This is a genomic window from Bosea sp. 124, assembly GCF_003046175.1.
Lineage (GTDB): Bacteria > Pseudomonadota > Alphaproteobacteria > Rhizobiales > Beijerinckiaceae > Allobosea.
The window spans coordinates 113,042-136,559 of the sequence record NZ_PZZM01000001.1 but is presented as its reverse complement, the minus strand read 5'-3'; the positions used below and the strand labels follow the sequence as shown (position 1 = coordinate 136,559).

26 protein-coding genes are annotated in these 23,518 nt (G+C 67.6%); 15 read left to right on the top strand and 11 right to left on the bottom strand.

Annotated elements, in window-relative coordinates; genetic code table 11:
- Window positions 1–69: 69 nt before the first annotated feature.
- Complete coding sequence (locus tag C8D03_RS00700; RefSeq protein WP_108051019.1) at window positions 70–1,311, bottom strand: SMP-30/gluconolactonase/LRE family protein; 1,242 nt, start codon at window positions 1,309–1,311, stop codon at window positions 70–72.
- A gap of 355 nt (window positions 1,312–1,666) precedes the next feature.
- Here C8D03_RS00700 and C8D03_RS00695 point away from each other — a divergent pair, with 355 nt between their 5' ends.
- A complete protein-coding gene (locus C8D03_RS00695) occupies window positions 1,667–2,500 on the top strand; it encodes a sulfite exporter TauE/SafE family protein (protein WP_108044543.1) in 834 nt (277 codons plus the stop codon).
- Window positions 2,501–2,520: 20 nt separating this feature from the next.
- Window positions 2,521–3,024: a GNAT family N-acetyltransferase gene (locus C8D03_RS00690; RefSeq protein ID WP_108044542.1), complete on the top strand. Its 504-nt coding sequence runs from the start codon at window positions 2,521–2,523 to the stop codon at window positions 3,022–3,024.
- 5 nt (window positions 3,025–3,029) lie between these two features.
- Here the strand turns inward: C8D03_RS00690 and C8D03_RS00685 are convergent, their stop codons facing one another.
- Window positions 3,030–3,206, bottom strand: a complete 177-nt coding sequence (locus tag C8D03_RS00685; RefSeq protein WP_108044541.1) for a DUF1289 domain-containing protein — start codon at window positions 3,204–3,206, stop codon at window positions 3,030–3,032.
- Window positions 3,203–4,057 (bottom strand): adenosylcobinamide-GDP ribazoletransferase, encoded by an 855-nt coding sequence (locus tag C8D03_RS00680; RefSeq protein WP_108044540.1) that lies wholly within the window; start codon window positions 4,055–4,057, stop codon window positions 3,203–3,205. The genes C8D03_RS00685 and C8D03_RS00680 overlap by 4 nt, the downstream gene beginning before the upstream one ends.
- A 116-nt stretch (window positions 4,058–4,173) precedes the next feature.
- Here C8D03_RS00680 and cobT point away from each other — a divergent pair, with 116 nt between their 5' ends.
- Complete coding sequence (gene cobT / locus C8D03_RS00675; RefSeq protein WP_108044539.1) at window positions 4,174–5,193, top strand: nicotinate-nucleotide--dimethylbenzimidazole phosphoribosyltransferase; 1,020 nt, start codon at window positions 4,174–4,176, stop codon at window positions 5,191–5,193.
- A 137-nt stretch (window positions 5,194–5,330) separates the two neighbouring features.
- Here the strand turns inward: cobT and C8D03_RS00670 are convergent, their stop codons facing one another.
- Window positions 5,331–5,921 carry a LysE family translocator gene (locus C8D03_RS00670; protein WP_108044538.1) on the bottom strand — a complete coding sequence of 197 codons (591 nt, stop codon included), beginning with the start codon at window positions 5,919–5,921 and terminating at the stop codon, window positions 5,331–5,333.
- A gap of 98 nt (window positions 5,922–6,019) precedes the next feature.
- On the opposite strand from C8D03_RS00670, the gene C8D03_RS00665 reads away from it, so the two are divergent.
- Entirely contained in the window at window positions 6,020–6,895 is an 876-nt protein-coding gene (locus tag C8D03_RS00665; protein WP_108044537.1) for a LysR family transcriptional regulator, read from the top strand.
- A 12-nt stretch (window positions 6,896–6,907) separates the two neighbouring features.
- Here the strand turns inward: C8D03_RS00665 and C8D03_RS00660 are convergent, their stop codons facing one another.
- A complete protein-coding gene (locus C8D03_RS00660; protein ID WP_108044536.1) occupies window positions 6,908–8,425 on the bottom strand; it encodes a sensor histidine kinase in 1,518 nt (505 codons plus the stop codon).
- 85 nt (window positions 8,426–8,510) lie between these two features.
- Between C8D03_RS00660 and C8D03_RS00655 the strand changes: the two genes are divergently transcribed.
- The 5 genes from C8D03_RS00655 (at window position 8,511) to C8D03_RS00635 (ending at window position 11,398) form a co-directional block, all read left to right on the top strand.
- A complete protein-coding gene (locus C8D03_RS00655) occupies window positions 8,511–9,062 on the top strand; it encodes a thermonuclease family protein (protein ID WP_108044535.1) in 552 nt (183 codons plus the stop codon).
- A gap of 128 nt (window positions 9,063–9,190) precedes the next feature.
- Complete coding sequence (locus tag C8D03_RS00650) at window positions 9,191–9,802, top strand: glutathione S-transferase family protein (RefSeq protein WP_108051017.1); 612 nt, start codon at window positions 9,191–9,193, stop codon at window positions 9,800–9,802.
- On the top strand, window positions 9,802–10,284 hold the full coding sequence (locus C8D03_RS00645) for a hypothetical protein (protein WP_108044534.1): 483 nt from the start codon (window positions 9,802–9,804) through the stop codon (window positions 10,282–10,284). Before C8D03_RS00650 ends, C8D03_RS00645 begins: the two co-directional genes overlap by 1 nt.
- Window positions 10,284–10,754 (top strand): hypothetical protein, encoded by a 471-nt coding sequence (locus C8D03_RS00640; protein ID WP_108044533.1) that lies wholly within the window; start codon window positions 10,284–10,286, stop codon window positions 10,752–10,754. Before C8D03_RS00645 ends, C8D03_RS00640 begins: the two co-directional genes overlap by 1 nt.
- On the top strand, window positions 10,751–11,398 hold the full coding sequence (locus tag C8D03_RS00635; RefSeq protein ID WP_108044532.1) for a uracil-DNA glycosylase family protein: 648 nt from the start codon (window positions 10,751–10,753) through the stop codon (window positions 11,396–11,398). Before C8D03_RS00640 ends, C8D03_RS00635 begins: the two co-directional genes overlap by 4 nt.
- Before the next feature lie 43 nt (window positions 11,399–11,441).
- On the opposite strand, the gene C8D03_RS00630 is transcribed toward C8D03_RS00635, so the two are convergent.
- The 3 genes from C8D03_RS00630 to C8D03_RS00620 form a co-directional block, all read right to left on the bottom strand.
- Complete coding sequence (locus C8D03_RS00630; RefSeq protein WP_108044531.1) at window positions 11,442–11,828, bottom strand: hypothetical protein; 387 nt, start codon at window positions 11,826–11,828, stop codon at window positions 11,442–11,444.
- Between the two features lie 159 nt (window positions 11,829–11,987).
- The gene (locus C8D03_RS00625) at window positions 11,988–13,082 is read right to left on the bottom strand and encodes a TRAP transporter substrate-binding protein (protein ID WP_108044530.1); all 1,095 of its coding nucleotides are present in this window, start codon (window positions 13,080–13,082) and stop codon (window positions 11,988–11,990) included.
- 272 nt (window positions 13,083–13,354) lie between these two features.
- Window positions 13,355–14,440 (bottom strand): TRAP transporter substrate-binding protein, encoded by a 1,086-nt coding sequence (locus C8D03_RS00620; protein WP_108044529.1) that lies wholly within the window; start codon window positions 14,438–14,440, stop codon window positions 13,355–13,357.
- A 295-nt stretch (window positions 14,441–14,735) separates the two neighbouring features.
- Here C8D03_RS00620 and speB point away from each other — a divergent pair, with 295 nt between their 5' ends.
- Window positions 14,736–15,788 carry an agmatinase gene (gene speB / locus C8D03_RS00615; RefSeq protein WP_108044528.1) on the top strand — a complete coding sequence of 351 codons (1,053 nt, stop codon included), beginning with the start codon at window positions 14,736–14,738 and terminating at the stop codon, window positions 15,786–15,788.
- A gap of 27 nt (window positions 15,789–15,815) precedes the next feature.
- Here the strand turns inward: speB and C8D03_RS00610 are convergent, their stop codons facing one another.
- Complete coding sequence (locus C8D03_RS00610) at window positions 15,816–16,490, bottom strand: spermidine synthase (protein WP_108044527.1); 675 nt, start codon at window positions 16,488–16,490, stop codon at window positions 15,816–15,818.
- 201 nt (window positions 16,491–16,691) lie between these two features.
- On the opposite strand from C8D03_RS00610, the gene C8D03_RS00605 reads away from it, so the two are divergent.
- From C8D03_RS00605 to C8D03_RS00585, 5 genes are all read left to right on the top strand, one after another.
- A complete protein-coding gene (locus tag C8D03_RS00605; RefSeq protein WP_108044526.1) occupies window positions 16,692–17,924 on the top strand; it encodes an MFS transporter in 1,233 nt (410 codons plus the stop codon).
- Window positions 17,925–18,123: 199 nt separating this feature from the next.
- Window positions 18,124–18,903: a transporter substrate-binding domain-containing protein gene (locus C8D03_RS00600; protein ID WP_108044525.1), complete on the top strand. Its 780-nt coding sequence runs from the start codon at window positions 18,124–18,126 to the stop codon at window positions 18,901–18,903.
- A 72-nt stretch (window positions 18,904–18,975) separates the two neighbouring features.
- On the top strand, window positions 18,976–19,704 hold the full coding sequence (locus tag C8D03_RS00595; RefSeq protein ID WP_108044524.1) for an ABC transporter permease: 729 nt from the start codon (window positions 18,976–18,978) through the stop codon (window positions 19,702–19,704).
- Window positions 19,701–20,417, top strand: coding sequence for an ABC transporter permease (locus C8D03_RS00590; RefSeq protein ID WP_108044523.1), 717 nt, complete (start codon window positions 19,701–19,703; stop codon window positions 20,415–20,417). The genes C8D03_RS00595 and C8D03_RS00590 overlap by 4 nt, the downstream gene beginning before the upstream one ends.
- Before the next feature lie 103 nt (window positions 20,418–20,520).
- Window positions 20,521–21,387 carry an NAD(P)-dependent oxidoreductase gene (locus C8D03_RS00585; RefSeq protein ID WP_108044522.1) on the top strand — a complete coding sequence of 289 codons (867 nt, stop codon included), beginning with the start codon at window positions 20,521–20,523 and terminating at the stop codon, window positions 21,385–21,387.
- Window positions 21,388–21,411: 24 nt separating this feature from the next.
- Here C8D03_RS00585 and C8D03_RS00580 read toward each other — a convergent pair whose 3' ends face one another.
- Both C8D03_RS00580 and C8D03_RS00575 read right to left on the bottom strand, forming a co-directional pair.
- Window positions 21,412–22,602, bottom strand: a complete 1,191-nt coding sequence (locus C8D03_RS00580; protein WP_108044521.1) for a multidrug effflux MFS transporter — start codon at window positions 22,600–22,602, stop codon at window positions 21,412–21,414.
- Window positions 22,599–23,501 carry a DMT family transporter gene (locus C8D03_RS00575; RefSeq protein WP_146170022.1) on the bottom strand — a complete coding sequence of 301 codons (903 nt, stop codon included), beginning with the start codon at window positions 23,499–23,501 and terminating at the stop codon, window positions 22,599–22,601. Before C8D03_RS00575 ends, C8D03_RS00580 begins: the two co-directional genes overlap by 4 nt.
- Window positions 23,502–23,518 lie beyond the last annotated feature (17 nt).

Below are 23,518 nucleotides of genomic sequence, written 5' to 3'. Positions count from 1 at the left end.
GCCCGCGTCGTGACGCAGGAGCCCCGGAGCCGCGCTCCGGGGCTCCCTCATAGCTAAAGTGGCATGGCCTCAACCTGGCCCGGCGCCCTGCGTCGCGAGATAGAGCGCGTAGATCGACTGGCTCGCGGCCATGAACAGCCGGTTTCGCTTCGGCCCACCGAAGGTGATGTTGCCGCAGACCTCCGGCAGCCGGATACGGCCGATCAGCTTGCCGGCAGGGTTGAACACGTTGACCCCGCTATAGCCGACATTGCGCCCCGCATTGGACGAGGCCCAGAGATTGCCTTCGACATCGCAGCGCAGCCCGTCGGGCCCGCAATTGATGCCGTCGATCATGCAATCGGCGAAGCGCTTGCCGTTGCTGAGCTTGTTGTCGGCCCCGACATCGAAGACGTGGATGTCGCCCTTGCCGCCCGGCCCGGTATCGCCCGGTCCCTTGCCGGTCGAGGCGATGTAGAGCTTTTTGAAATCGGGCGAGAAACATAAGCCGTTCGGGTCCGGCACCTGCGCTTCCGGCACGACGAGATCGAGGCGTCCGCTCGGATCGAGGCGATAGGTGTTGGTCGGCAGCTCGCGCTTGGCGAGCCCGATTCCGGGTGGCTGGCCAAGCCGTGGATTGATCTTGCCGTTGGCGTTGCTCGGGCCGCCCGGCGCGTCGGGAGCGCCCTCATAGAGCTGCCCGCCATAGGGCGGGTCGGTGAACCAGTAGCTGCCGTCGGGATGGGCCGCGATGTCGTTGGGCGAGTTCAGCTTCTTGCCTTCGAAGCTGTCGGCCAGCACCGTCGCCGAGCCGTCGAGTTCATAGCGTACGACCCGGCGGTTGAGATGCTCGCAGGAAAGCTGCCGGCCCTGGAAATCGAAGCTGTTGCCGTTGCTGTTGCCGGACGGCGCCCGGAAGACGCTGACATGGCCGTCATCCTCGATCCAGCGCATCTGCCGGTTGCGCGGGATGTCGCTCCAGAGGAGGTACTGGCCCTGCGCGTTCCAGGCCGGTCCCTCGACCCATAAGCCCCCGGTCCAGATTCGCTGGATCGCGGCATTGGGCTGGGCCAGGCCGTTGAAGGCCGGGTCGACGGCGATGACGTCCGGATCCCAGAAATAGGTCGTGGGCGCGCCGCGGCGGCTGAAGTCGCGCGGCGGCGTGGTGATTGTGGTCGGTGGCGCGGCAGGAGCGGCTGCGGTCTGGCCGAGGGCGGAGCTGGCCGTGGCGGCCAGAGCTCCGAGGCCTGCGGCATGGATCAGGCTTCGCCGGGAAAGCGCCGCGGCGTGCGGCTGAGCGGGATCGCGGTCGTGAGCAGATTGGTCTGTCATCATTTACCTCCCATGATTGTCGTTGTTCGAGCGGGTTTCGTCCCGGTCGTTGGTCGTCTCGCGGCTCTCCTTTCGTCCTTTGCGTTGCGGCATGCCGGGTACGGGCGCGACACTACAACTCCGGCGCGCGGCTGTCCCGGGGCGACGGGCGCCTTGGGAGGAGAGCGCCGCGCGGCCCGTGCATGCAGGGATGGCGTCGCCGGCATCGCTCTTGCTCCTCGGGCGATCGTGTCGCGATCACGCTTGCGTGCGCTGCCGGGTTGATCGCGCCATTGCATATCCGCTCCGCCGTGGCGTGCTTGCCCCGACGGACGAAATCGACCACAGCAGCCTTCCTCTTGGTCGGATCGTTGACATGTTTGCTGGAATTCCCATCGGGGACCTTGTTTTCCTCGCCGTCTCGCTCGTTGTGGCCGGCGCGCTCACGGGCCTGCTGGCGGGCGTTTTCGGCGTCGGCGGCGGGGCGGTCATCGTGCCGATCCTTTACGAGGTCTTCCGCGTCATCGGCGTGCCGGAGGAGGTCCGCATGCCGCTTTGCGTCGGCACCTCGCTGGCGGTGATCATCCCGACCTCGATCCGCTCCTTCAATGCCCACCGCGCCAAGGGCCTGGTCGACATGTCGGTCCTCAAGGTCTGGGCGGTGCCGGCCGTGCTCGGCGTCATCGCCGGCAGCGTCGTCGCGCGCTATGCACCGGCGGACCTGTTCAAGATCGTCTTCGTCGTCGTCGCGGTGGCGAGCGCGCTGCGGCTGCTCTTCGCCTCGGACCGCTGGCAGCTCGGCACCGAGATGCCCGGCAAGGTCCTGATGAACGTCTATGGCGCCATCATCGGCGTGCTGTCGGCCCTGATGGGCATCGGCGGCGGGCAGCTCTCCAGCCTGTTCATGACCTTCTACGGCCGCCCGATCCACCAGGCGGTCGCGACCTCGTCCGGGCTGGGCGTGCTGGTCTCGATCCCAGGCGCGCTCGGCTACATCTATGCCGGTTGGCCCAAGATGGACATCCTGCCGCCGCTGTCGCTGGGCTATGTTTCCTTCATCGGATTCCTGCTCTTCATCCCGACCTCGATCTGGACGGCGCCGATCGGCGCGCGCCTCGCGCACCGCCTGTCGAAGCGGCGGCTCGAGGTTGTCTTCGGGCTGTTCCTGCTGGCGGTCGCGAGCCGCTTTCTCTGGTCGCTCATTGCCTGACGGAAGGGAGGGGCAGGCCCATGACGCAGGATGTGGCCCCGTTCGGCATCCGGCCGCTCGCCGCCTCCGATCACGAGGCGCTTGCCGCACTGATGGCGGAGATGCAGGCGCATTACGGCGTGCCCTGTCCGACGCTGCCGGAGATCCGCATCGGCCTTGCGAAGCTGCCGCAAGGGGTCGAGATCCTGATCGCGGAGTGCGCTGCCGCGCTGCTGGGCTTCGCCTCCGCCTGTCCGATCTATCCGGGCCCCGGCCTCGCTTCGGGCTTCTTCCTGAAGGAAATCTATGTGGCGCGCGCGGCGCGGGGTGGCGGCATCGGCCGCGCCCTGATGCGTGCGCTGGCGGAACTGGCGCTGGCGCGCGGCCACCGGCGCCTTGACTGGACGGCCGACGCCGGTAATCCGGAGCTGATCCGCTTTTATGAAGGTCTCGGTGCCGCGACCCAGGCGGAGAAGGTCTTCTTCCGACTGACCGGAGAGGCGCTGGTCGCAGTGGCGCGAACCCCGTCGACGAGCGGGGCCTGAACGCGTCAGGCGGAGCGCCGCGCCAGCCGTTCGGCCAGCCCCGCCATGATCGCCAGCCGCTCGGCTTCGCTCATCGAGCCCCAGCGCGCGATCTCGGCGAGCGAGCGCCCGCAGCCCTCGCAGAGCTTGCTGGCGGGGTCGAGCAGGCAGGCCTTGATGCAGGGCGACGAGATCGCGCTCACGGGCGGCCGAGACCCAGCGCGAGCGCGAAGCCGAGATAGATCGCGATCTCGGCGAGCTGCTGGGTGGCGCCGAGGATGTCGCCGGTCTGGCCGCCGATCAGCCGGCCGGCAAGCCGCGCGAGGCCCATCGCGGCGAGGCGCGCCAGCAGCAGGCCGACCGCGAGGCCGGCGACCGGCAGCGGCGAGGCCAGTGCCGCGACCAAAGCGAGGGCCCCGGACGCCGCGAGTGCAAACACCGCCGTATCCCGCGAAGGTTGCCCGACCGAGGCAGACGCCCCGCCGCTGCGTGCCGGCTCCTGCGTCGCGAGCAGGCGCAGCCCCTCCGCGCGTGACCAGGGCGCGGCCGCAAGCAGCGCAGCGGTGGCCGCCCAGGCGCCCGCCGCCTCGAGGATCGACGCCAGCGCCGTCACCCGCAACATCAGCGAGAGGCCCAGTGCGATCGCACCATAGGACCCGACGCGGCTGTCCTTCATGATCTCCAGCCGCCGCTCGGCCGTATGTCCGCCGAACAGGCCATCGGCCGTGTCGGCGAGCCCGTCTTCGTGGAAGGCGCCCGTCGCCAGCGCCAGCGCGGTCACGGCCAGCGTCGCAGCCAGCGTCGGCGCGAGGCCGGCGAGCCCGGCGCCGAACAGCACCAGCGCGGCGGGCAGGGCGATGATCAGCGCGGCGATGGGCAGGGCCCGCGGCACGGCGCGGAAATCCGGGCTCGCATGCGGATCGCTCTCGCCGGCCAGGATTGGCACCGGCAGGCGCGAATAGAAGCGGATGCAGATCGCGGTCGCGACCGGCCAGCCCGGCCAGGCGGGCTCGTGCTGCGGCGGGGGCGCCGTCCCTGTCGAAGCCTCGGCCATGCGGCGTCCTTGCGTTCCTCGATTGTCTTCCCGTGCCGCAGCCTATAGCAGCAGCGGCGACCGGCCAGCCATCGCGATTGCGCCGGCGCATCGCATTCGCTGCACGAGACATCGCCATGGCCGCTTCAGGACTGCCCTTCGACGACATCCGCGAGCTCATCGCAGCGATGCCCGGCCCCGACATGGCGGCGGCCAACACCGTGCGCGCCCGCGACAAGGAACTGACCAAGCCGGCCGGCAGCCTCGGCCGCATGGAGGAGATCGCCGAATGGCTTGCCGCCTGGCAGGGCAAGGGCAGGCCGACTGTCGACCGGCCGCTGGTCTGCGTCTTCGCCGGCAATCACGGCGTCGTCGCACAGGGCGTCTCGGCTTTCCCGCAGGCGGTGACGCGCCAGATGCTGGAGAATTTCGCCGCTGGCGGCGCCGCGATCAACCAGATCTGTGCGGCCTTCGATCTCGGTTTCAAGGTCTTCGACCTAGCGCTCGACCTGCCGACGGGCGATTTCACCCAAGGCTATGCGCTCGACGAGCGCGCCTGCGTCGCCACCATGGCCTTCGGCATGGAAGCGCTGGTCGGCGGCACCGATCTGCTCTGCCTCGGCGAGATGGGCATCGGCAACACCACCTCGGCGGCTGCGATCTATACCGCGCTCTATGGCGGCGACGCCGCCTTCTGGTGTGGGCGCGGCACAGGCCTCGACGATGCGGGCCTGAAGCGGAAGATCGCGGCCGTGGAAGCCGGAATCGCGCTGCACCGCGCCCATCTCAAGGACCCGCTGGAGGTGTTGCGTCGCTTCGGCGGGCGTGAGATCGCGGCGATCTGCGGCGCCATCATCGCCGCCCGCTCGCAGCGCATCCCCGTGATCCTCGACGGTTATGTCGTGACGGCGGCCGCCGCGATCCTGCATGCGCTCGACCCGTCCTCGATCGACCACTGCCTCGCCGGTCATCTCTCCGCCGAAGGCGCCCATGCGCAGGTCCTCGCCCATCTCGGCAAAGAGCCCCTGCTGGCGCTCGATATGCGTCTCGGCGAAGGCTCGGGCGCGGCACTGGCGGCGAGCCTCGTCAAGGCGGCAGCCGCAATCCATGGCGGCATGGCGACCTTCGCGCAGGCCGGAGTCGCCGGCAAGGAATGAAGCGAGCGAGCCGCGGCTCGCCAGCGCTGCCGGATCGAATGTCTGCCTCTCTGCCGCCGGTTGATGACGGCCGCCGGCATCGAGAGCGCAGGCCTTTCGAGCCGGGCTCTGCAAACGGCCTTGCCTGCCCGGAGCGGTCAAAACCACATCGGCACGATCGACGCCGCGAGCAGAATTCCCAGGACGATATTCAGAATCCGCCACTGCCTGTCGGTGCGCAAAGCGCGTGCGAGCAGGAACCCGGCCGCGCACCAGGCGGACAGCGAGATGAGCGCACACAGGCCGAAGACGAAGCCGAGCAGCAGCGCCTGATGGAGTGGCCCTTCCGCGAGCATGGCGAAGGATGCTGCCGCCCCAAGCGTCATCGCCCAACCCTTGGGATTGATCCAGAGCAGCCCGACGCCACCCAGGAAGCCGATGGGTTCGGCGGTGTCTTTGGCAATACGAGGCGAACCGCGGCCGGCCGTCTGCCAGGCGAGCCAGAGCAGATAAAGCGACCCGCCGGCCTTCATCAGCGTCTGGAGCGATGGGACGGCGAGCAGGATGCCGGCGAGGCCACCGGCCGCGGAGGCCGCCATCACCGCGAGGCCTGCGGCGATTCCCGTGATCAGCGGCAGCGAGCGGCGGAGCCCGAAATTCGCGCCCGATGCCGTCGCGAGCGTCGTCGCGCCGCCGGGGCTGATCGTCGACATGAGAACGAACAGGATGAGCGGCATCAGCGCTGCCATGGGGCCACCTCTCTGTGGGAGTGGCGGCGATAAGGCGCGCGGGCATTCAAGGAAAACTAATTCTGTGTGTTTCATGAATTAGAATCTATAATATAGCAATGGCGCGAAATCTCGACATCGCTCTCTTGCGAGCCTTCGTGGCTGTTGCCGATCAGCGCAGCATGACGGCGGCCAGCCAGATCCTGCATCTCACGCAGGGCGCCATCAGCCAGCAGATCGCACGCCTGGAGCAGGCCGCAGGCGGGGCTCTGCTGACCCGGGAAAGACGTGGCTTGCGTCTGACATCGTCGGGAGAGCGCCTGCTCCCGCAGGCCCGCCAGATGCTCGCTCTCAATGACGAGATCTGGACGGATCTCAACGGCGGCGCGATCGCCGGTCCCGTTCGGCTCGGCGCGCCCTATGACCTTGTCGGCCCCCATCTCACTCCGGTGCTCAAGGCCTTCGGCGCGGCTTGCCCCCATGTCATGCTGTCGCTCGCATGCGACTCGTCCCCGGAATTGCTGCGAAGCGTTGCCGACGGCCGGGTCGACATCGCCGTTCTGGAGGAGCCGATTGCGGGCGTCACCGGGGAATGCCTGGCGGTCGACCGCCTGGTCTGGGTCGGAGCCAGGGGCGGGCGGGCCCATTCCAGGACACCTTTGCCCGTCTCGCTGGTTGCAGACAGTTGTGCCTTCAGCCCGGCTGTCGCGGCCTCCCTGCGTGGCCAGGGGCGCGCGTGGAGGACGGTTTTCGAGAACGGCAGTCTTGAGGCGACCTTCGCGACCGTGCGGGCGGACCTGGCCATATCGGCCTGCCTGGCCTCGACCGTTCCAAACGATGTCGATGTCCTGCCGCTGTCCTCCGGCCTCCCGGAGCTGCCTGCCTTCGCCATCGCGCTGCACATGCCTGACCGCCAGGCGAGTCCCGCGACGAACGAACTGGCACGCTACATCCGCGATGGGCTGAAATCGCCGGGGCGGACCCTGTCCCGGTAGTTGGCGCCCTCGCTACGCCGCCCGCGTCCCGGGCTCGGGCAGCGCGGCCAGCGTGTCCATCACGCGTACGGCCGGCAGCGTGATCGTGACCTCGGTTCCCGCGCGCGGTTTCGACTTCAGGGCGAAGCCACCGCCATGCAGGTCGATCAGCCCCTTGACGATCGGCAGGCCGAGCCCCGAGCCCTGCTCCGCGGTCTTGATCGCCAGCGAGCCGCGCCCGAAGGTCTGCAACACGATCGGGATTTCCTCCTCGGGAATGCCGGGGCCGGTATCGGTGACCGAGACATATTGCCCGCCGGTGGCGGTCCAGCCGACCTTGATGGTGATTTCGCCGCCCTGCGGCGTGAACTTGATCGCGTTCGACAGGATGTTGAGCACGACCTGGCGGATGGCGCGCTCATCGGCCCAGACCTTCGGCAAGTCGGCTTCGACGGCCTCGCGAATGACCTGGCCCTTGGCCTTGGCGCGCAGGTTGAGCATGTGCCGGCAATCCTCGACGATCCCGGCGAGCGAGAGCGCCTCTTCGTTCAGCTCGTACTTCCCCGCCTCAATGCGCGACAGATCGAGAATCTCGTTGATCAGTTCGAGCAGATGCTGGCCCGAGCCGTGAATGTCGGCGGAGTATTCCTTGTAGGCGGCATTGGCATGCCCGCCGAAGACCTCGTTCTTCATCACCTCGGAGAAGCCGAGGATGGCATTCAGCGGGGTGCGCAGCTCATGGCTCATCGTCGCCAGGAAGCGCGACTTGGCGAGGTTGGCTTCTTCCGCCTTGCGCCGTGCCTCGTCGGAATTGGCGTTGGCCGTCTCGAGTTCGGCGATCAGCGCGTCCTTTTCGGCGCGGAACGCGATGGTCGAGACCGAGCTTGCATAGAGGCGGTTGGCGAGGAAGACGAAGAAAAGCTGCGCCGAGGCTGCCATCACCGCCGTGGTGACGCTGTCCATATCCGTCCGCCCCCAGAAGAAGGCGGCGATGCCGATCATGATTGGAACGATGCCGGCATAGACCGCCATCGGGATCGACGCGGCCAGCATCACGGTCAGCGCGCTGACGATCAGCAGGGTGGTGGTGACGAAGACCTTGGCGCCGGGCGCGTCGATCTGTGCGAAGACCATCAGGATCAGCGCCCAGGTGATGCCGTGGAAGCCTTCCGCCAGCGCAAATCCGCGGCGCCAGCGCTTGATGCGGATTTCGCCGGTCGCCTGCGCCAGGAAGCGCCGGCTCAGCACGACGATGACCATCGTCGCCAGCAGCACGGCTCCGAGCCAGGGCGTGACCTTGTAGACCGGCACCCACAGGCATGCCGCGGCCGCGATGCCGATGGCCAGTACGAGCGTACCGACCGAGCCGGTCATGCGGTACTCGGCGAAGACCCGCAGCAGCTCATGGTCGAAGGCGCGTTCGAGCCCGGTCGAGGAGGTCAGCCGCTCGCGCACCGACTTGACTTCGCGGGTGACGAGCTTGCGGCGTGCGAGGGCGGTCGGGTCCGGCCCGCGCCCGCGCTGCACCTGTTCGGCCGTCACCTCCGGCATGATCGGAACGCAGTCTTCCTCTTCCTGCGCGCGGGATGCGCGACGGGCTCGCCATCATGGTCGGTAAATCGTTAAGCTCTTCCTGATGTCGCGCTTCGGATTTACCCGGTCGAAATACGGTCCTCTGGGCTGGCGGCGCGTCAGCCGGCCGGTCGATCTCGTCGTAGCCCTTGGAATCATTGGTTTGTTGGCGATTGCGGGCGCGGTTCTGCAATATCGTCTCGGCCCGGCGCGCACGCTGGTCGGCGCAGCGCGTGCGATCGACGGCGATTCCCTTCGGCTCAACGGCGAGGAACTCCGGCTTCAGGGCCTCGACGCGCCGGAGTTCCGCCAGAGCTGCACCGATCCGGCCGGCCGCCCGGTCGATTGCGGCCGCATCTCGCGGCGCGCGCTTGAAACGCTGCTGTCGCGCGGTGTCGTCACCTGCGAGATCGGCAAGATCGACCGCTATGGCCGCGGTCTGGCGCAATGTCGCCAGGGCGGAACCGACATCAACGCGGCGCTGGTCAGGGACGGGCATGCCGTCGCCTACGGCGGCTACCGGGCCGAGGAAGACGAGGCGAGGGCGGCCCGGCGCGGCATCTGGGCGCTTCAGTTCGAGCGCCCGGAGACCTGGCGGCGCGGGCAGGGGCGCTGAGCCAGGCCGATACGATAGATGGCAGGCAGCCCGCGAGTACCACACAACCATCACGAACAGCCTTGAAAGGATTGACGATCCGGGCCTCGGCATGGTCGGGTCGCGCGGCGATGGCGGAGAGCATCTCGATGAAACTCTATGATGGCGGGCGGGCGCCCAATCCACGGCGGGTGCGGATCTTCTTTGCCGAGAAGGGGATTCCGCTGCCCGAGATCGTCCCTGTCGATATCGCGAAGAAGGAACACCGGAGCGAGGCGTTCACCCGGCTGAATCCGGCTCAGCGCCTGCCGGTACTGGTGCTCGACGACGGCACGGCGCTGGCCGAGACGATCGCGATCTGCCGCTATATCGAGAGCCTGCATCCGCAGCCGCCGCTCTTCGGCGGGGATGCCAGGGAACAGGCCCTGACCGAGATGTGGAACCGGCGCATCGAGCTCGGCCTGTTCGCCGCCGTCACCGCCGTGTTCCGCCACAGCCACCCCTCGATGGCGGAACTTGAGGAGCAGGTTCCGGAATGGGCCGAGGCCAATCGCGAGCAGATCGACGACCATCTCTGGATTCTCGAGCTGCAGCTCTCGGGCAACCGCTATCTCTGCGGCGATGCCCTGACAGTCGCCGACATCACGGCGGGGATCGCCATCGACTTCATGAAGCCCTCCCGCATCCCGCTGCCGGAGGATTTCGTCCATATCCGCCGCTGGCATGCCGATCTCTCCGCCCGGCCGAGCTGGAAGGCCTGATGCGGGCGGCGCTCCTCATCCTGGCTGCGCTCATGGCGCTGCCGGTCCCGGCCCGTGCCGTCGACCGCCTCGACGGCGAGGCGATCCGGCGCGCCTTCGAGGGAAATACGGTCAGCGGTCGCTATACCAATGGCGGCTTCTTCACCGAATACCATGATCCCGACGGCCGCGCGCTCGGCCATAATGGCTGGCAACCCAACCGCGACGCCTGCTGGACGACGAGGGCCGACCAGGTCTGTTATTATTACGGCCCGCAGACCGACCGCACCGTGCATTGCTTCACCGTCGAGCTCAACCGTGACCTCTATGTGCTCCGCAACGCCGGCAATGCCCAGATCAATGCGCTGGCCTCGGTCGAGTCCGGCAATCCGCGCAAGCATGGCGACAATGGCCAGTCCTGGTATTGCGATGGCTTGATCTCGAAAGCGCCAGCTCTGCCGACATCTCCGCTGATGTCACGTCGGCGCCTCGCGGCGCGCTGATGCGCCCGCTCGCCGTCGTCTCGGCCGTGCTCGCGGCGGCGACCGTCGCCGCAACCGCCGCTTCTGCCGCGGAAAGGCTGGATGGCGAGGCGATCCGCCGTGCCTTCGAGGGCAATACCGTCGCCGGGCGCTATTCCGGCAGCAACCAGCCCTTCAGCGAGCATCACCACCCGGATGGCCGGGCGACCGGGCATAATCGCCACGTGCCGAACCGCGACGCTTGCTGGACGACGACGGCCGATGCCGTCTGCTATTATTACGGCTCACCGGCGATCCGCCGGACCTATTGTTTCACGGTCGAGCGCAGCGACCGTCTCTATATCCTGCGCAGCCGGCCGAGCGGCGCGATCAACGGCATGGCGACGATCGAGCCGGGCGATCCACAGGGTGCCAGTGACGGCCCCGCGAACTGGAGTTGCGATGGGCTGATCTCAGGCGGGCCCGCCGGCACGCATGTGGCCGGGCGATGACCGAGCCGGAGCGCCTCGACACGGTGCTGAGCGCGTTGCGGGCCTGCCGCATCTGCCGCGACGCACCGCTCTACCTGCCCCCGCTGCCGCATCAGCCGCGTCCGGTCATCCAGGCGTCCGTGACGGCGCGGCTGTGCATCGCCGGCCAGGCGCCGGGCACCCGCGTCCATGCCAGCGGCAAGCCCTTCACCGACCCGTCGGGCGTGCGCCTGCGCCACTGGCTCGGCCTCGACGAGACGGCCTTCTATGACGCCTCGCGGGTCGCGATCGTGCCGATGGGCCATTGCTTCCCAGGTCTCGATGCCAAGGGCGGCGATCGGCCTCCGCGCCGCGAATGCGCGCCGACCTGGCGCGCCCGCGTCTTCGCGGCGATGCCGGCGGTTGAGCTCGTCCTCGCGATCGGGCGCTATGCCCAGGCTTGGCATCTCGGGCCGGCGGCGGGCGCAAGTCTGTCCGCGACAAGCGCAAGGCTGTCCGAGACGGTCGGTGACTGGCGCGCCATCCTGGACCGGCCGGGGCGCCCGCATATCCTCCCGCTGCCACATCCCTCCTGGCGCAACAACGCCTGGCTGAAGCGCAATCCCTGGTTCGAGGAGGAGTTGGTGCCCGTGCTGCGTCAGGAGGTTGCGCTGCTCGTCGGCTGAACGAAGCCGCGACTCCAAGCATCAGCGGAACGGGTACGAGGCGTCAGCGGAACTGGTACGATCCGGATTCGAGGCCGCGATCGACCTGTCCGCGCATCCGCAGGACGGTGCGCACCGGCCCTACGCTGGATTCGCCGCGCCCCTCGAGCTGGACCAGCGCCCCGGCAGACGAGCCAGAGCTGCTGCGCGAGCTCTTGCCGAAATCGACCCGGACCGAACCGCCGGCCCGCACGCAGAAGGACGCCCCGTCGACCCGTACGAAGCCTGGCCCGTATTCGGGGCAGGGGCGTGTCGCATGCGGTTCGGCGCGAGCCGGCTTCGCCCGCTCTTTGGCGGAGCCGCGTCCCGGCAGCGGTTCGCCGATCGACTGCGCCTGCCCGGATGCCGCGGTCAGCAGGATGACGAGGACAGAGCCGGTGAGACGAAGCATGGGGCGATCCGAGAGACGAACGGGCGAGCGATGATCGCCGGACAAAAACGGCGCGACGATGGCGCGTCAGCATACGCGTCTCGCCGGCAACGGAAAACCCCGGCCTCTCGGCCGGGGTGGGGGTTCCAGTTGGGCCGCAAGGCGGCCGGTCGCTCTTTGTCAGAGCTGGTTGGCCGCGCGCGCGCGGATCACGAAGTTGTCGTAGGTGTATTCGGCGATCTGGAACCAGAGATATTCGTCGCCGCGGAAGGCCGACATCGCTTCATAGATTTTCTTGAAGTCGGGGTTCTTCGCCGAAGTCTCGGCATAGACTTCCTTCGAAGCTTTGAGGCAGGCCTCGAGGATCTCCTGCGAGAACGGCCGCAATTGCGCGCCGGCGCCGACGAGCCGCTTCAGCGCGCCCGGATTGCGGGCATCGTATTTGGCCTGCATGTCGACATTGGCGAGCGCAGCAGCGGTCGTCAGGACCGATTTGTAGACCTTCGGCAGCGCGTCCCACTTCGCGGTATTGAGGAAGAAGTGCAGCGAGGCGCCACCCTCCCACCAGCCCGGATAATAGTAGAACGGCGCGACCTTGTTGAAGCCGAGCTTCTCGTCATCGGCGGGCCCGACCCATTCGGCCGCGTCGATCGTGCCCTTTTCGAGCGCCGGGTAGATGTCGCCGCCGGCGATCTGCTGCGGCACGACGCCGAGCTTGGCCATGACCTGCCCGGCGAAGCCGCCGATGCGCATCTTGACGCCTTGCAGGTCGGCGACGGTCTTGATCTCCTTGCGGAACCAGCCGCCCATCTGGCAGCCTGTATTGCCGCCCGGGATCGCGTAGATGTTGTATTTCTTGTAGAATTCGTTGAGCAATTCGTTGCCGCCGCCATGGTAGAACCAGGCGTTCTGCTGGCGCGAGTTGAGCCCGAAGGGCACTGCCGTCCCGAACGCGAAGGTCGGATCCTTGCCGACATAGTAATAGGACGCGGTGTGGCACATCTCGACCGTGCCGTTGGTGACGGCGTCGGCGGCCTGCAGGCCCGGGACGATCTCGCCGGCGGCGAAGACCTGGATCTGGAACTTGCCGTCCGTGGCCTCGGAGACCGCCTTGGACAGGACTTCCGACGCGCCATAGATCGTATCGAGCGACTTCGGGAAGGAGGAGGTCACCCGCCACCTGACCTCCGGCGTCGCCTGTGCGATGGCCGGGCTTGCGATCACACCGGCGGCTGTGCCAGCGCTTGCGACTTTCAGAAACTGACGACGCTTCATTCCATCTCCTCCCTGGAGCCGTTCGCGCGCCGGTTAGTCCGGTCGTCACGATTCCGGCAGCAAAGCAGGTCTGCAACACAACGCAAGCGAAAAATGCATGGGACTCATGCGATTAAAGCATGGATTCCGCTTCGGAAGTCCGCCACTCAGCGCCGGTCGCAGCACGGCGATCCCTTGGCCCTGGCAGGCTGCGGTCCCAACCAAAAAAGCCCGGCCGAAGCCGGGCTTTGAAGGAAGGCTGGTCGGCGCCGCGCGCGCGCCGGTATCAGGCTTCAGCGCGCGCGCGAACGCACCTGGAAGACGTCGAAGCTGAGCTCCGCCACCTGCCACCACAGATACTGGTCGCCGCGGAAGGCAGCCATCGCCTCGATCGCCTTCTTGAAGTCGGGGTTCTTGGCCGAGATCTCGCTGTAGAGTTCGTTGGAGGCCTTGAGGCAGGCTTCCAGGATCTCCTGCGAGAACGGACGCAGCTGCGTGCCGGCGCCGACGAGGCGCTTGAGGGCAGGCGGGTTCACCACGTCGTAGCGTGCGGCCATGATCGTGTTGGCATAGCTGCAGGCGGCGGTCAGGGCAGCCTGATAGGCCTTCGGCAGTGCGTTCCACTTTTCGAGATTGACGAAGGCGTGGACGCAAGGGCCACCCTCCCAGAAGCCCGGGTAGTAGTAGTATGGCGCGACCTTGGCGAAGCCGAGCTTCTCGTCGTCATAGGGGCCGACCCATTCGGCGCCGTCGATCGTGCCCTTTTCGAGCGCCGGATAAATGTCGCCGCCGCCGATCTGCTGGGGCACGACACCGAGCTTGGCCAGCACCTGGCCGGCGATGCCGCCGATGCGCATCTTCAGGCCCTGCATATCGGCGACGGTCTTGATCTCCTTGCGGAACCAGCCGCCCATCTGGGCGCCGGTGTTGCCGCAGGGCAGGCCGTAAATGTTGAACTTCTTGTAGAACTCGTTGAACAGGTCGTTGCCGCCGCCCTGGAACAGCCAGGCGTTCTGGCCGCGCGCATTGAGGCCGAACGGCACGGACGCCGCCACCGCGAAGGTCGGGTCCTTGCCGACATAGTAATACGACACGGTGTGGCACATCTCGACGGTGCCGTTGGTCACGGCGTCGGCGGCCTGCAGCGCCGGCACGATCTCGCCCGCGGCGAAGACCTGGATCTGGAACTTACCGTCGGTCAGCTCGGAGACCATCTTGGCCATGACCTCGGCGCCGCCATAGATTGTGTCGAGCGACTTGGGGAAGGACGAGGCCAGGCGCCACTTCACCTCGGGCGTGGACTGCGCGACGGCCGGGGCGGCGATCGCGGCGGCGGCGGCGCCGGCTGTGGCGGTCTGGATAAACTGACGGCGCTTCATGGGGGACATCTCCTCGATCTGTCTCGGATTTCCGAGCGTTGTGGCGGTGGGAGGCGGTTCGGCCGCGCTCGCCAAGTATTGATACTTGCTTGGCGTTCTAGAGGAACGGCTCGGCAATCGCGAGCCTTTTCAACGCTGTGGCCTGCGACTTTCGGCTAGTGTGGCTCAGTGCTTCGTGCGGCCGGAAAGCTCGGCTACAACAAGGATCGGGCGCACGCCCGGGTCGGCCACGGACGGTGCGGGGCGCTCGGCGGGCGATTTTCGCGGATGAGCGTCGTGAACGAAAGGGCAGGGCATGGATCGGGACAAGCTGGAGCGGTTGAGGGCGCGCTATGCCGGAGCCAGCGGCGCCGACATCCATGATCCGCACTTCGCCAGGGTGGCGGCCGACCAGTTCAAGGGCGACCGGCGCAAATGGCCGTTCTCGGACGTCGCCACCTTCATCAGCGCGCCATACCGCCCCGATGCGCTGACGAGCCCGGACCTCGGCGGGCTCGACGTCGCGATCATCGGCCTGCCGATGGACCTCGGCGTCACCAACCGGGCCGGCACGAGGCTCGGTCCCCGCGCCGTGCGTGCCGTCGAGCGGATGGGGCCGATGGACCATGTGCTGGGAACCGCCCCCTTCGGCATGCTGAAGGCCGCCGATATCGGCGACGTGCCGTTCCGCTCGCGCTATTCGCTCGAAAGCTGCCATGAGGACATCGAGGCGACCTTCAAGACGATCGTGGCTGCCGGCGTCTCACCGCTGGCGGTCGGCGGCGACCACTCGATCACCTACCCGATCATGCGGGCCGTGGGCGCCAAGCGTCCGGTCGGCATGGTCCATATCGACGCCCATTGCGACACGTCCGGACCTTACGAGGGCTCGAAGTTTCACCATGGCGGCCCGTTCCGTCAGGCGGTGCTCGACGGCGTGCTCGACCCCGAGCGCGTCATCCAGATCGGCATCCGCGGTGGCGCCGAATATCTCTGGGAGTTCTCCTACGAGTCCGGCATGACCGTGATCCACGCCAACGAGGTCGATGATCTCGGGCTCGATGCCGTTATCGCCAGGGCGCTCGCCGTCATCGGCGACGGCCCGACCTATGTCTCCTTCGATGTCGATTCGCTCGATCCCGCTTACGCGCCCGGGACCGGCACCCCCGAGGTCGGCGGTCTGACGCCGCGCGAGGCGCTGGCGATCCTGCGCGGGCTGAAGGGCGCGAACATCGTCGCCGCCGACGTCGTCGAGGTCGCCCCGCAATATGACGCGACCTCGAATACGGCCCAATGCGCGGCGCAGGTGCTGTTCACCGAACTCTGCCTGATCGCCGAGGCGCGGGCTCTCGGGAAGGGGCGGCCATAGGTCTCGCCGCGCGTCAGGCCGTGCGCGTCAGGTCTTGCGCGCCAGCCAGATGATGTGCCTTGCGCCGCTGCGGCCGCGATGGGCCCTGACCATCACCTCCTCGACCGCGAAGCCCGCATGCTTCAGCCTTTGCGTGAAGCGCCGGTCCGGCCCCTGCGACCAGACCGCGAGGATGCCGCCGGGGCGCAGGGCCGCCTTCGCCAGGCCGAGCCCGCCATCCTCGTAGAGCCGGTCATTGGCGGCGACCGTGAGGGCTTCGGGGCCATTGTCGACATCGAGCAGGATAGCGTCGTAGCGCCCGGCGCCGTCGGCGATGACGCGCCCGACATCCTGCACCGCTATGCCGATGCGGGGATCGTCGAGACAGCCGGCGAAGAGCTCCGCCATCGGCCCGCGTGCCCAGGCGACGACGGCGGGGATGAGTTCGGAGACCGTGATCTCGGCATCGGCGCTGAAGCTCGCGAGCGCCGCGCGCAGGGTGAAGCCCATGCCGAGCCCGCCGATCAGGATGCGCGGCTTGGGCCGGCCGGCGAGCCGCGTCGCGACGAGCGTCGCCAGCGCCTCCTCCGAGCCGCTGAGGCGGCTGTTCATCAGCTCGATGGTGCCGAGCATGATCGAGAATTCGGCGCCGCGGCGCTTCAGCCGGAGTTCGCGGTCGGCGCCGGGCAAAGTCGCGGTGTCGAGCAGCGTCCAGGGAATCACGGATGGATCTCGCTCACGGCAGGGTCTCGGAGGGGGGAGGGCAGGGCGTCCCGCCGTCTATAGCCTCTGTCCTGCACTCATGCAGGAAAATCATGCCGGCGCTCTTCACGCCCTGTTGATCCGACGACCGCCGCATGACTATGGCATCATGCTGCGGCGCAGCGTCTTTGCTGCACCGCCAAAATCGAGCCGACCCCACCGATGACACTTGCGACGAACGACACCGCCCTCGATGGCGCCTCGGCGGGGAGCGCGACATCCCGCCCGGATGCCCATGTCGGGCTGGTCATCTTCGCTCTGGCGATGGGCGGCTTCGCCATCGGCACAACCGAATTCGCGGTCATGAGCCTGGTCCCGTATTTCTCCGCCGGGCTCGGCATCGACGAGCCGACTGCGGGACACGTCATCAGCGCCTATGCGCTCGGCGTCGTCGTCGGCGCCCCGATCATCGCGGTGCTCGCGGCCCGGATCGCGCGCCGGACGCTCCTGATCGGTCTGATGGCCGTCTTCGGCGTCGCGAACCTCTTGAGCGCGCTCGCCCCGAGCTATGGCTGGATGCTCGTCTTCCGCTTCCTCAGCGGTCTTCCGCATGGCGCCTATTTCGGCGTGGCCGCGCTCGTTGCCGCCTCGCTCTCGCCGCCGAACCGGCGAGCCCAGGCGGTGGCGCGCGTCATGCTGGGTCTCACCGTAGCGACGATCATCGGCGTCCCCTTCGCCAACTGGATGGGGCAGGTGCTGGGCTGGCGCTGGGGCTTCGGTATCGTCGCGCTGCTGGCGCTGCTGACCATGGCGCTGGTCTATGCTTTCGCGCCGCGCGACACGGTCCAGCCGGGCGCCAGCCCGCTGCGCGAACTCGGTGCGCTCAAGCGCCGGCAGGTCTGGCTGACGCTCGCCATCGGCGCGATCGGTTTCGGCGGCATGTTCGCCGTCTACACCTATGTCGCCTCGACGCTGATGGAGGTGACGCAGGTCTCGGCCGGCCTGGTCCCCCTCGTGCTCGGCATCTTCGGACTCGGGCTGACGGCCGGCACGCTGGTCGGGGCCTGGGCGGCAGACCGGGCGCTGATGCCCTCGATCGGCGGCATGCTGCTCTGGACGGCCGCGGCACTGGCCCTGTTTCCCTTTGCGGCCGGCAATATCTGGGCGATCTCCGCCGTGATCTTCCTGATCGGCACCAGCGGCGGTCTCGGCGCCATGCTGCAGACAAGGTTGATGGATGTGGCCGAGGATGCGCAGACCCTGGCCGCCGCTCTCAATCACAGCGCCTTCAACACCGCCAATGCGCTCGGCCCCTGGCTCGGCGGCATGGCGATCGCCGCCGGCTATGGCTGGACTTCGACCGGCTGGGTCGGCACGGCACTGGCGCTCGGCGGTTTCGCGATCTGGCTCGTGGCGGTGCTCGACGACCGCTTCCGGGCGGCGCGAATGCGCTGAACCAGCCGGGTGGGGCACCGTTCCGCCCCGCTTTTCCGGACGGAAATCGCGCCGGCTGCCTGCCGAATAATTCGGCGCGCCGGCTCAGAAAAGCTGCGACCCCCTACTTGCCGGCATGGCACGCCATCGCCCAATCTGTGGGCAGAGCCGGGCATGGGAACTCGAAACGCCCGACCGGCCGAACCCAGCGGGAGGTACCATGAAAGGTTTCGCGAAATTTTTCGCCGCGGCCCTGTTGACGGCTGTCGGCGCGACCGGTGCCCTTGCCCAGGCCAAGGAGTGGAAGGAAATCCGGATCGGCACCGAAGGCGCCTATCCGCCCTTCAACAACCTGAACGCCAAGAAGGAGCTGGAAGGCTTCGAGATCGACTACGCCAACATGCTCTGCGAGAAGATGAAGGTGAAATGCACCTGGGTCGTGCAGGACTGGGACGGCATCATCCCGGCGCTGCTCTCCAGCAAATACGACATCATCATCGCGGGCATGAACGCCACTGACGAGCGCAAGAAGCGAGTCGACTTCACTGCAGTCTACACCAAGACGCCAATCTGGATCATCGGGCCGAAGGCGACGACCTCGACCGACGTTTCGCCGGCCGCGCTGAAGGGCAAGGCGATCGGCGTCCAGGGCTCGACCGTCCATTCCAACTTCGTCGAGAAGGTCTACAAGGATTCGACCGCGCGGCCCTATCCGACTCAGGAGGAGGCCAACCTCGATCTGCTCAGCGGCCGTCTCGACTACATCATCGCGGACTCGCTCTCGCTCGAGGATTTCCTCAACGGCAAGGGCAAGGATTGCTGCAAGAAGATCGGCGATATCACGCGTGATCCCGCGATCCATGGCCCCGGCGTCGGCGGCGCCGTCCGCAAGGAGGATACCGCGCTGAAGGTGATGTTCGACAAGGCCATTGCCGAGTCGATCGCCGATGGCTCCCACAAGAAGATCGCCGACAAATATTTCAAGATCCCGATCCTCTGATCGGAGCGTCCTCGAACGACCGGCGCGGCTCCTCCGCGCCGGTCGGCTTTTCAGCCTCCAGCCGGCCGCTTCATGTTCGACAAGTTCGCCCTGCTCGGTTTCGGCGATGGCGGCTGGGGGCTCGCCTTGCTCCAGGGCGCGGGCATCACCATCTCGATCGCCCTTGCGACCCTGCCCTTCGGCCTCGCGCTCGGGCTGGTCGTGGCGCTGTGGAAGCGCTCGGACCACGCGGTGCTGCGAGCCATCTCGACGGCCTATACGACCGTGTTTCGCGGCGTGCCGGAACTGCTGACGCTCTACATCATCTATTTCGGCGTTCAGGTATTGCTTCAGGAGGCCTGGCGCTGGCTTGGCCTGCCGGGCTCCTTCTCGATGCCCCCCTTCGTCGCCGGCATGGTCGCGCTCGGCGTCGTGCTCTCCGCCTTTTCCAGTGAGGTCTGGGTCGGCGCGCTGAATGCGATTCCGGTGGGCCAGCGCGAGGCCGCGGCCGCTCTGGGGCTGTCGAAGCGGCAGACGTTTCGCCTCATCGTGTTTCCGCAGCTCATTCGCGTGGCGCTGCCCGGTCTCGGCAACAACTGGATGGTCTTGCTGAAGGAGACCTCGCTGGTGTCCGTCATCACGCTGCCGGACATCATGTTCATCACCACCCGCGCCAATGTCGCGACCAAGGAGCCCTTCCTGTTCTTCGGTGCGGCGATGGCCATCTATCTGTTCTTCTCGCTCATCTCCGCCTGGGGCATCGGTCGGATGGAAGCGCGCGCCAATCGCGGCATCGCCGCTTTCGGGGGCGCGACGCGATGAGCTGGTGCGAATATCCGGGCTGGCTCGTCGGCAATGAAGTCTTCCAGAATTACGGCTGCCGCATGTTCGGCGGCCTCTGGATCACGCTCCAGCTGGTCGCGATTTCGGTCGCGCTCGGCTTCGTGCTGGCGGTTGGCCTCGCCGTGGCGCGGCTCTACGGACCGCGCTGGGCCCAGAGGGCGATCGCCGGTTACACCACCTTCTTCCGCGGCACTCCGCTGCTCTGCCAGCTTTTCCTGGTCTATTACGGCCTCGGCCAGTTCCGCGTCTTCTGGACCGATATCGGGCTGTGGTGGTTCTTCCGCGAGCCGTTCTACTGTGCGCTCCTGACCTTCGTCATCAACACGGCAGCCTACCAGGCCGAGATCCTGCGCGGCGCCATCCAATCGGTCCCGCGCGGCCAGTTCGAAGGCGCTCTCGCGCTCGGCCTGCATCGTTGGTCGAGCCTGCGCCATGTCATCCTGCCCCAGGCGATGATCCTGGCGCTGCGCCCGCTCGGCAACGAACTGATCGTGATGATCAAGTCGAGCGCACTCGCCTCGCTGGTGACGATCTACGATCTTATGGGAGCGACCAAGCTTGCCTTCTCCCGTTCCTTCGACCTGACGATCTATCTCTACGCCGCGCTGATCTATTTGCTGCTGGTGGAGGTCATCCGGCGCGTCTGGGACAGGCTGGAACTCAGGCTGACGCGGCACATGGCGTTGCGCTGAGCCTGCCGATCCTCAGCTGCCGGCGGACAACCACACCCTTCCCACTCTTGGCGCCGCAGGCTAAACCCCGCGACAACGCCACAAAAATCAAGCGGAGCGAAACATGGCCAAAGTCGCGTTCATCGGTCTCGGCGTCATGGGTTACCCCATGGCCGGTCATCTCAAGGCCAAAGGCCACGAGGTCACGGTCTACAACCGCAATCCGACGAAGGCTCAGGCTTGGGTTTCTCAGCATGCCGGCATCTCGGCCCCGACGCCCGCCGATGCGGCGCAGGGCCAGGAGATCGTCTTCGCCTGCGTCGGCAATGACGAGGACCTGCGCTCGGTGACACTGGGCGAGCAGGGCGCCTTTGCCGGCATGGCCAGGGGCGCGCTCTTCGTCGACCATACGACGGCCTCGGCCAATGTCGCCCGCGAACTCGACGCGGCAGCGCGCGCCGGCGGTTTCGGCTTCGTCGACGCGCCGGTCTCGGGCGGACAGGCCGGCGCCGAGAACGGCGTCCTGACGGTGATGTGCGGCGGCGATCCCGAGGCGTATGCCCGCGCCGAGCCGGTGATCGCTGCCTACGCCCGCATGTGCAAGCTGATGGGCCCGGCGGGCTCCGGCCAGCTCACCAAGATGGTCAACCAGATCTGCATCGCCGGCCTCGTTCAGGCGCTGTCGGAGGGCGTGCATTTCGCCAAGCGTGCCGGGCTCGATGTCGAGGCGATGCTGGAGGTGATCTCGAAGGGCGCCGCCGGCTCCTGGCAGATGGAGAACCGCGGCAAGACCATGAACATCGGCAAGTTCGACTATGGCTTCGCCGTCGACTGGATGCGCAAGGACCTCGGCATCGTGCTGGACGAGGCGCGCAGCAATGGCGCGCAACTGCCCGTCACCGCGCTGGTCGACCAGTTCTATGCCGAGGTTCAGAAGATGGGCGGCCGCCGCTGGGATACTTCGAGCCTGATCGCGCGCCTCGAAGACTGAACGGGAGCCGTCGCCGGGCCGGCCTCAGCCTGCCGGCGACGCGCCTCGCCGGCCGAGATGGATCGCAAGCAGCCCGGTCACGGTCAGAACCCACATCAGGACGATCAGCGACGGCGGCCAGATCGTCACCAGCCAGCTGATCGCGACCGTCATCAGCGCGCTGAGGCCGAGCTGGATCGCGCCCATCAGCCCAGCGGCGGAACCGGCCAGTTCCGGTCGTGCCGACAGCGCCTCGGCCGTCGAGCCGGGAATCGTCATGCCGTTGCCGATGGCGTTGAGGGCGAGCGGCAGGAACAGCATCAGCGGAGACCAGGCGGCGCTCAGGGACAGCGGAACCGCGATCGTCATCGCCACGACGGAGATGATGAGCCCGAGATGGACCATGCGCGGAGCTCCCATCCGCACGACCAGCCGCGCCATGGCGAAGTTGCCGAGCATGTAGCCCAGCGCGTTCAGGATGAAATAGGCGCCGTAGACGTCGCTGCCGCGCCCCATCGTCTCGACGACGATATAGGGCGCCGCCGCGATGAAGGCGAAGAACGCCGCCGAGCTGGTCGAGACGGCGACCACATTGAGGACGAAGGTGCGGTTCACGGCGAGCTGCGGAAAGGCCCGGAATACGCCCAGCAGCGGTGTCCGCTGCCCGAGGCGGGGCGCCGTCTCCGGCAGCCGCGACAGCGTCAGCAGCAGGACGAGGCTGCCGGTCGCCGTCATGAACCAGAGGATCATGCGCCAGCCGGCCAGCGTCTCGATCTGGCCGCCGAGCCAGGGCGCGACCATGGGCGCCACGACCATGACCATGGTCACGGTCGCGATCTGGCTCGCTGCCTCGTCGCGGCTGGCCGCGTCGCGGATGATCGCCCGCGACAGGGCGAAGACCGAACCGGACCCCGCCCCCTGGAGCACCCTCGCCAGCAGCAGCACCTCGATCGACGGCGCGATGGCGCCGAGCGCCGAGCCGGCGACGAACAGCGCGATGCCGGCATTGACGCAAGGCCGCCGGCCGAAGCGGTCCGAGAGCGGCCCGCTGACGAGTTGTGTCAGCGCCACCGCCACCAGGAACAAGGTCAAGGTGAGCTGGATCGTCGCGTAGCTCGAGCCGAGATGGCGCGACAGCGCCGGTGCCGCCGGCGCCAGCAGGTTGAGCGCGAGCGGCTGTAGGGCCGAGATCGCGACGAGGACCGTGAGGGTTGGTTTGGCCGCGACGATGCTCATGAGGGCGGGCCGCTGGCGATCTTCAGGTTGGAAGCAGGCAGAACGCGCTGGCGGTGCATGGTGTAGAGCCCGCTCGCGACGATCAGCGCGATGCCGGCCCCGGCGATCGGGTCCGGCACATGGCCCCAGACCGCATAGCCGGCGATGACGGCGAGGATCACGATCGCGTAGCGATAGCCAGAGACCAGCCCGACATCGGTGTTGCGATAGGCGCTGATGATGCAGATGCCGCCGGCCGCGACCATCACCGCGGCGCCGGCGAGATAAAGCGTCTCGCGCCGCCAGATCGGCACCCAGACCTCGAACAGCCCGTAGCCGCAGGCGACGAGGCCAACGATCGCGGTCGTCGTCAGCGCGATCACGCTGGCCGGAATCTCGTTGCCGATGCTGCGCGTCAGCAGGTCCCGGCACGAGGCGAGTACGGCACTGGCGAGCGCCACCAGCGCGGCGGTGCTGAAGCCGTCGGTCGCCGGCCTCAGCACGATCAGCACGCCGCAGAAGCCGACGACGATCGCGCCCGTCCGGCGCCAGCCGACGCGCTCGATGCGCAAGACCACGGCCAGGACGACGATGATGAGCGGCGAGGCCAGCAGGATCGCTGTGACGTTGGCGAGAGGCAGTTCCGCCAGAGCCCAGATGAAGGTCAGCGCCACCACGGCGTCGATGACGCCACGCAGCAGCAGGATCGGCTTCATCGCGAGCCGCAGCTTGGCACCCTCCTGAAAGGCCAGGACCATGCAAAGCGCGGTGAACAGGGCGAAGATCGTGCGCAGCGTGATCGCCTGCCCGACCGGATAGACCTCGCGCGCGAGCTTCATCAGCGTGTCGTTGCCGACGAAGAACGTCATCGCCATCAGCATGGCGATGATACCCCGGCGATTTTCGGCGTGACTGGCCAAGGCGTCGTCCGGTCCGG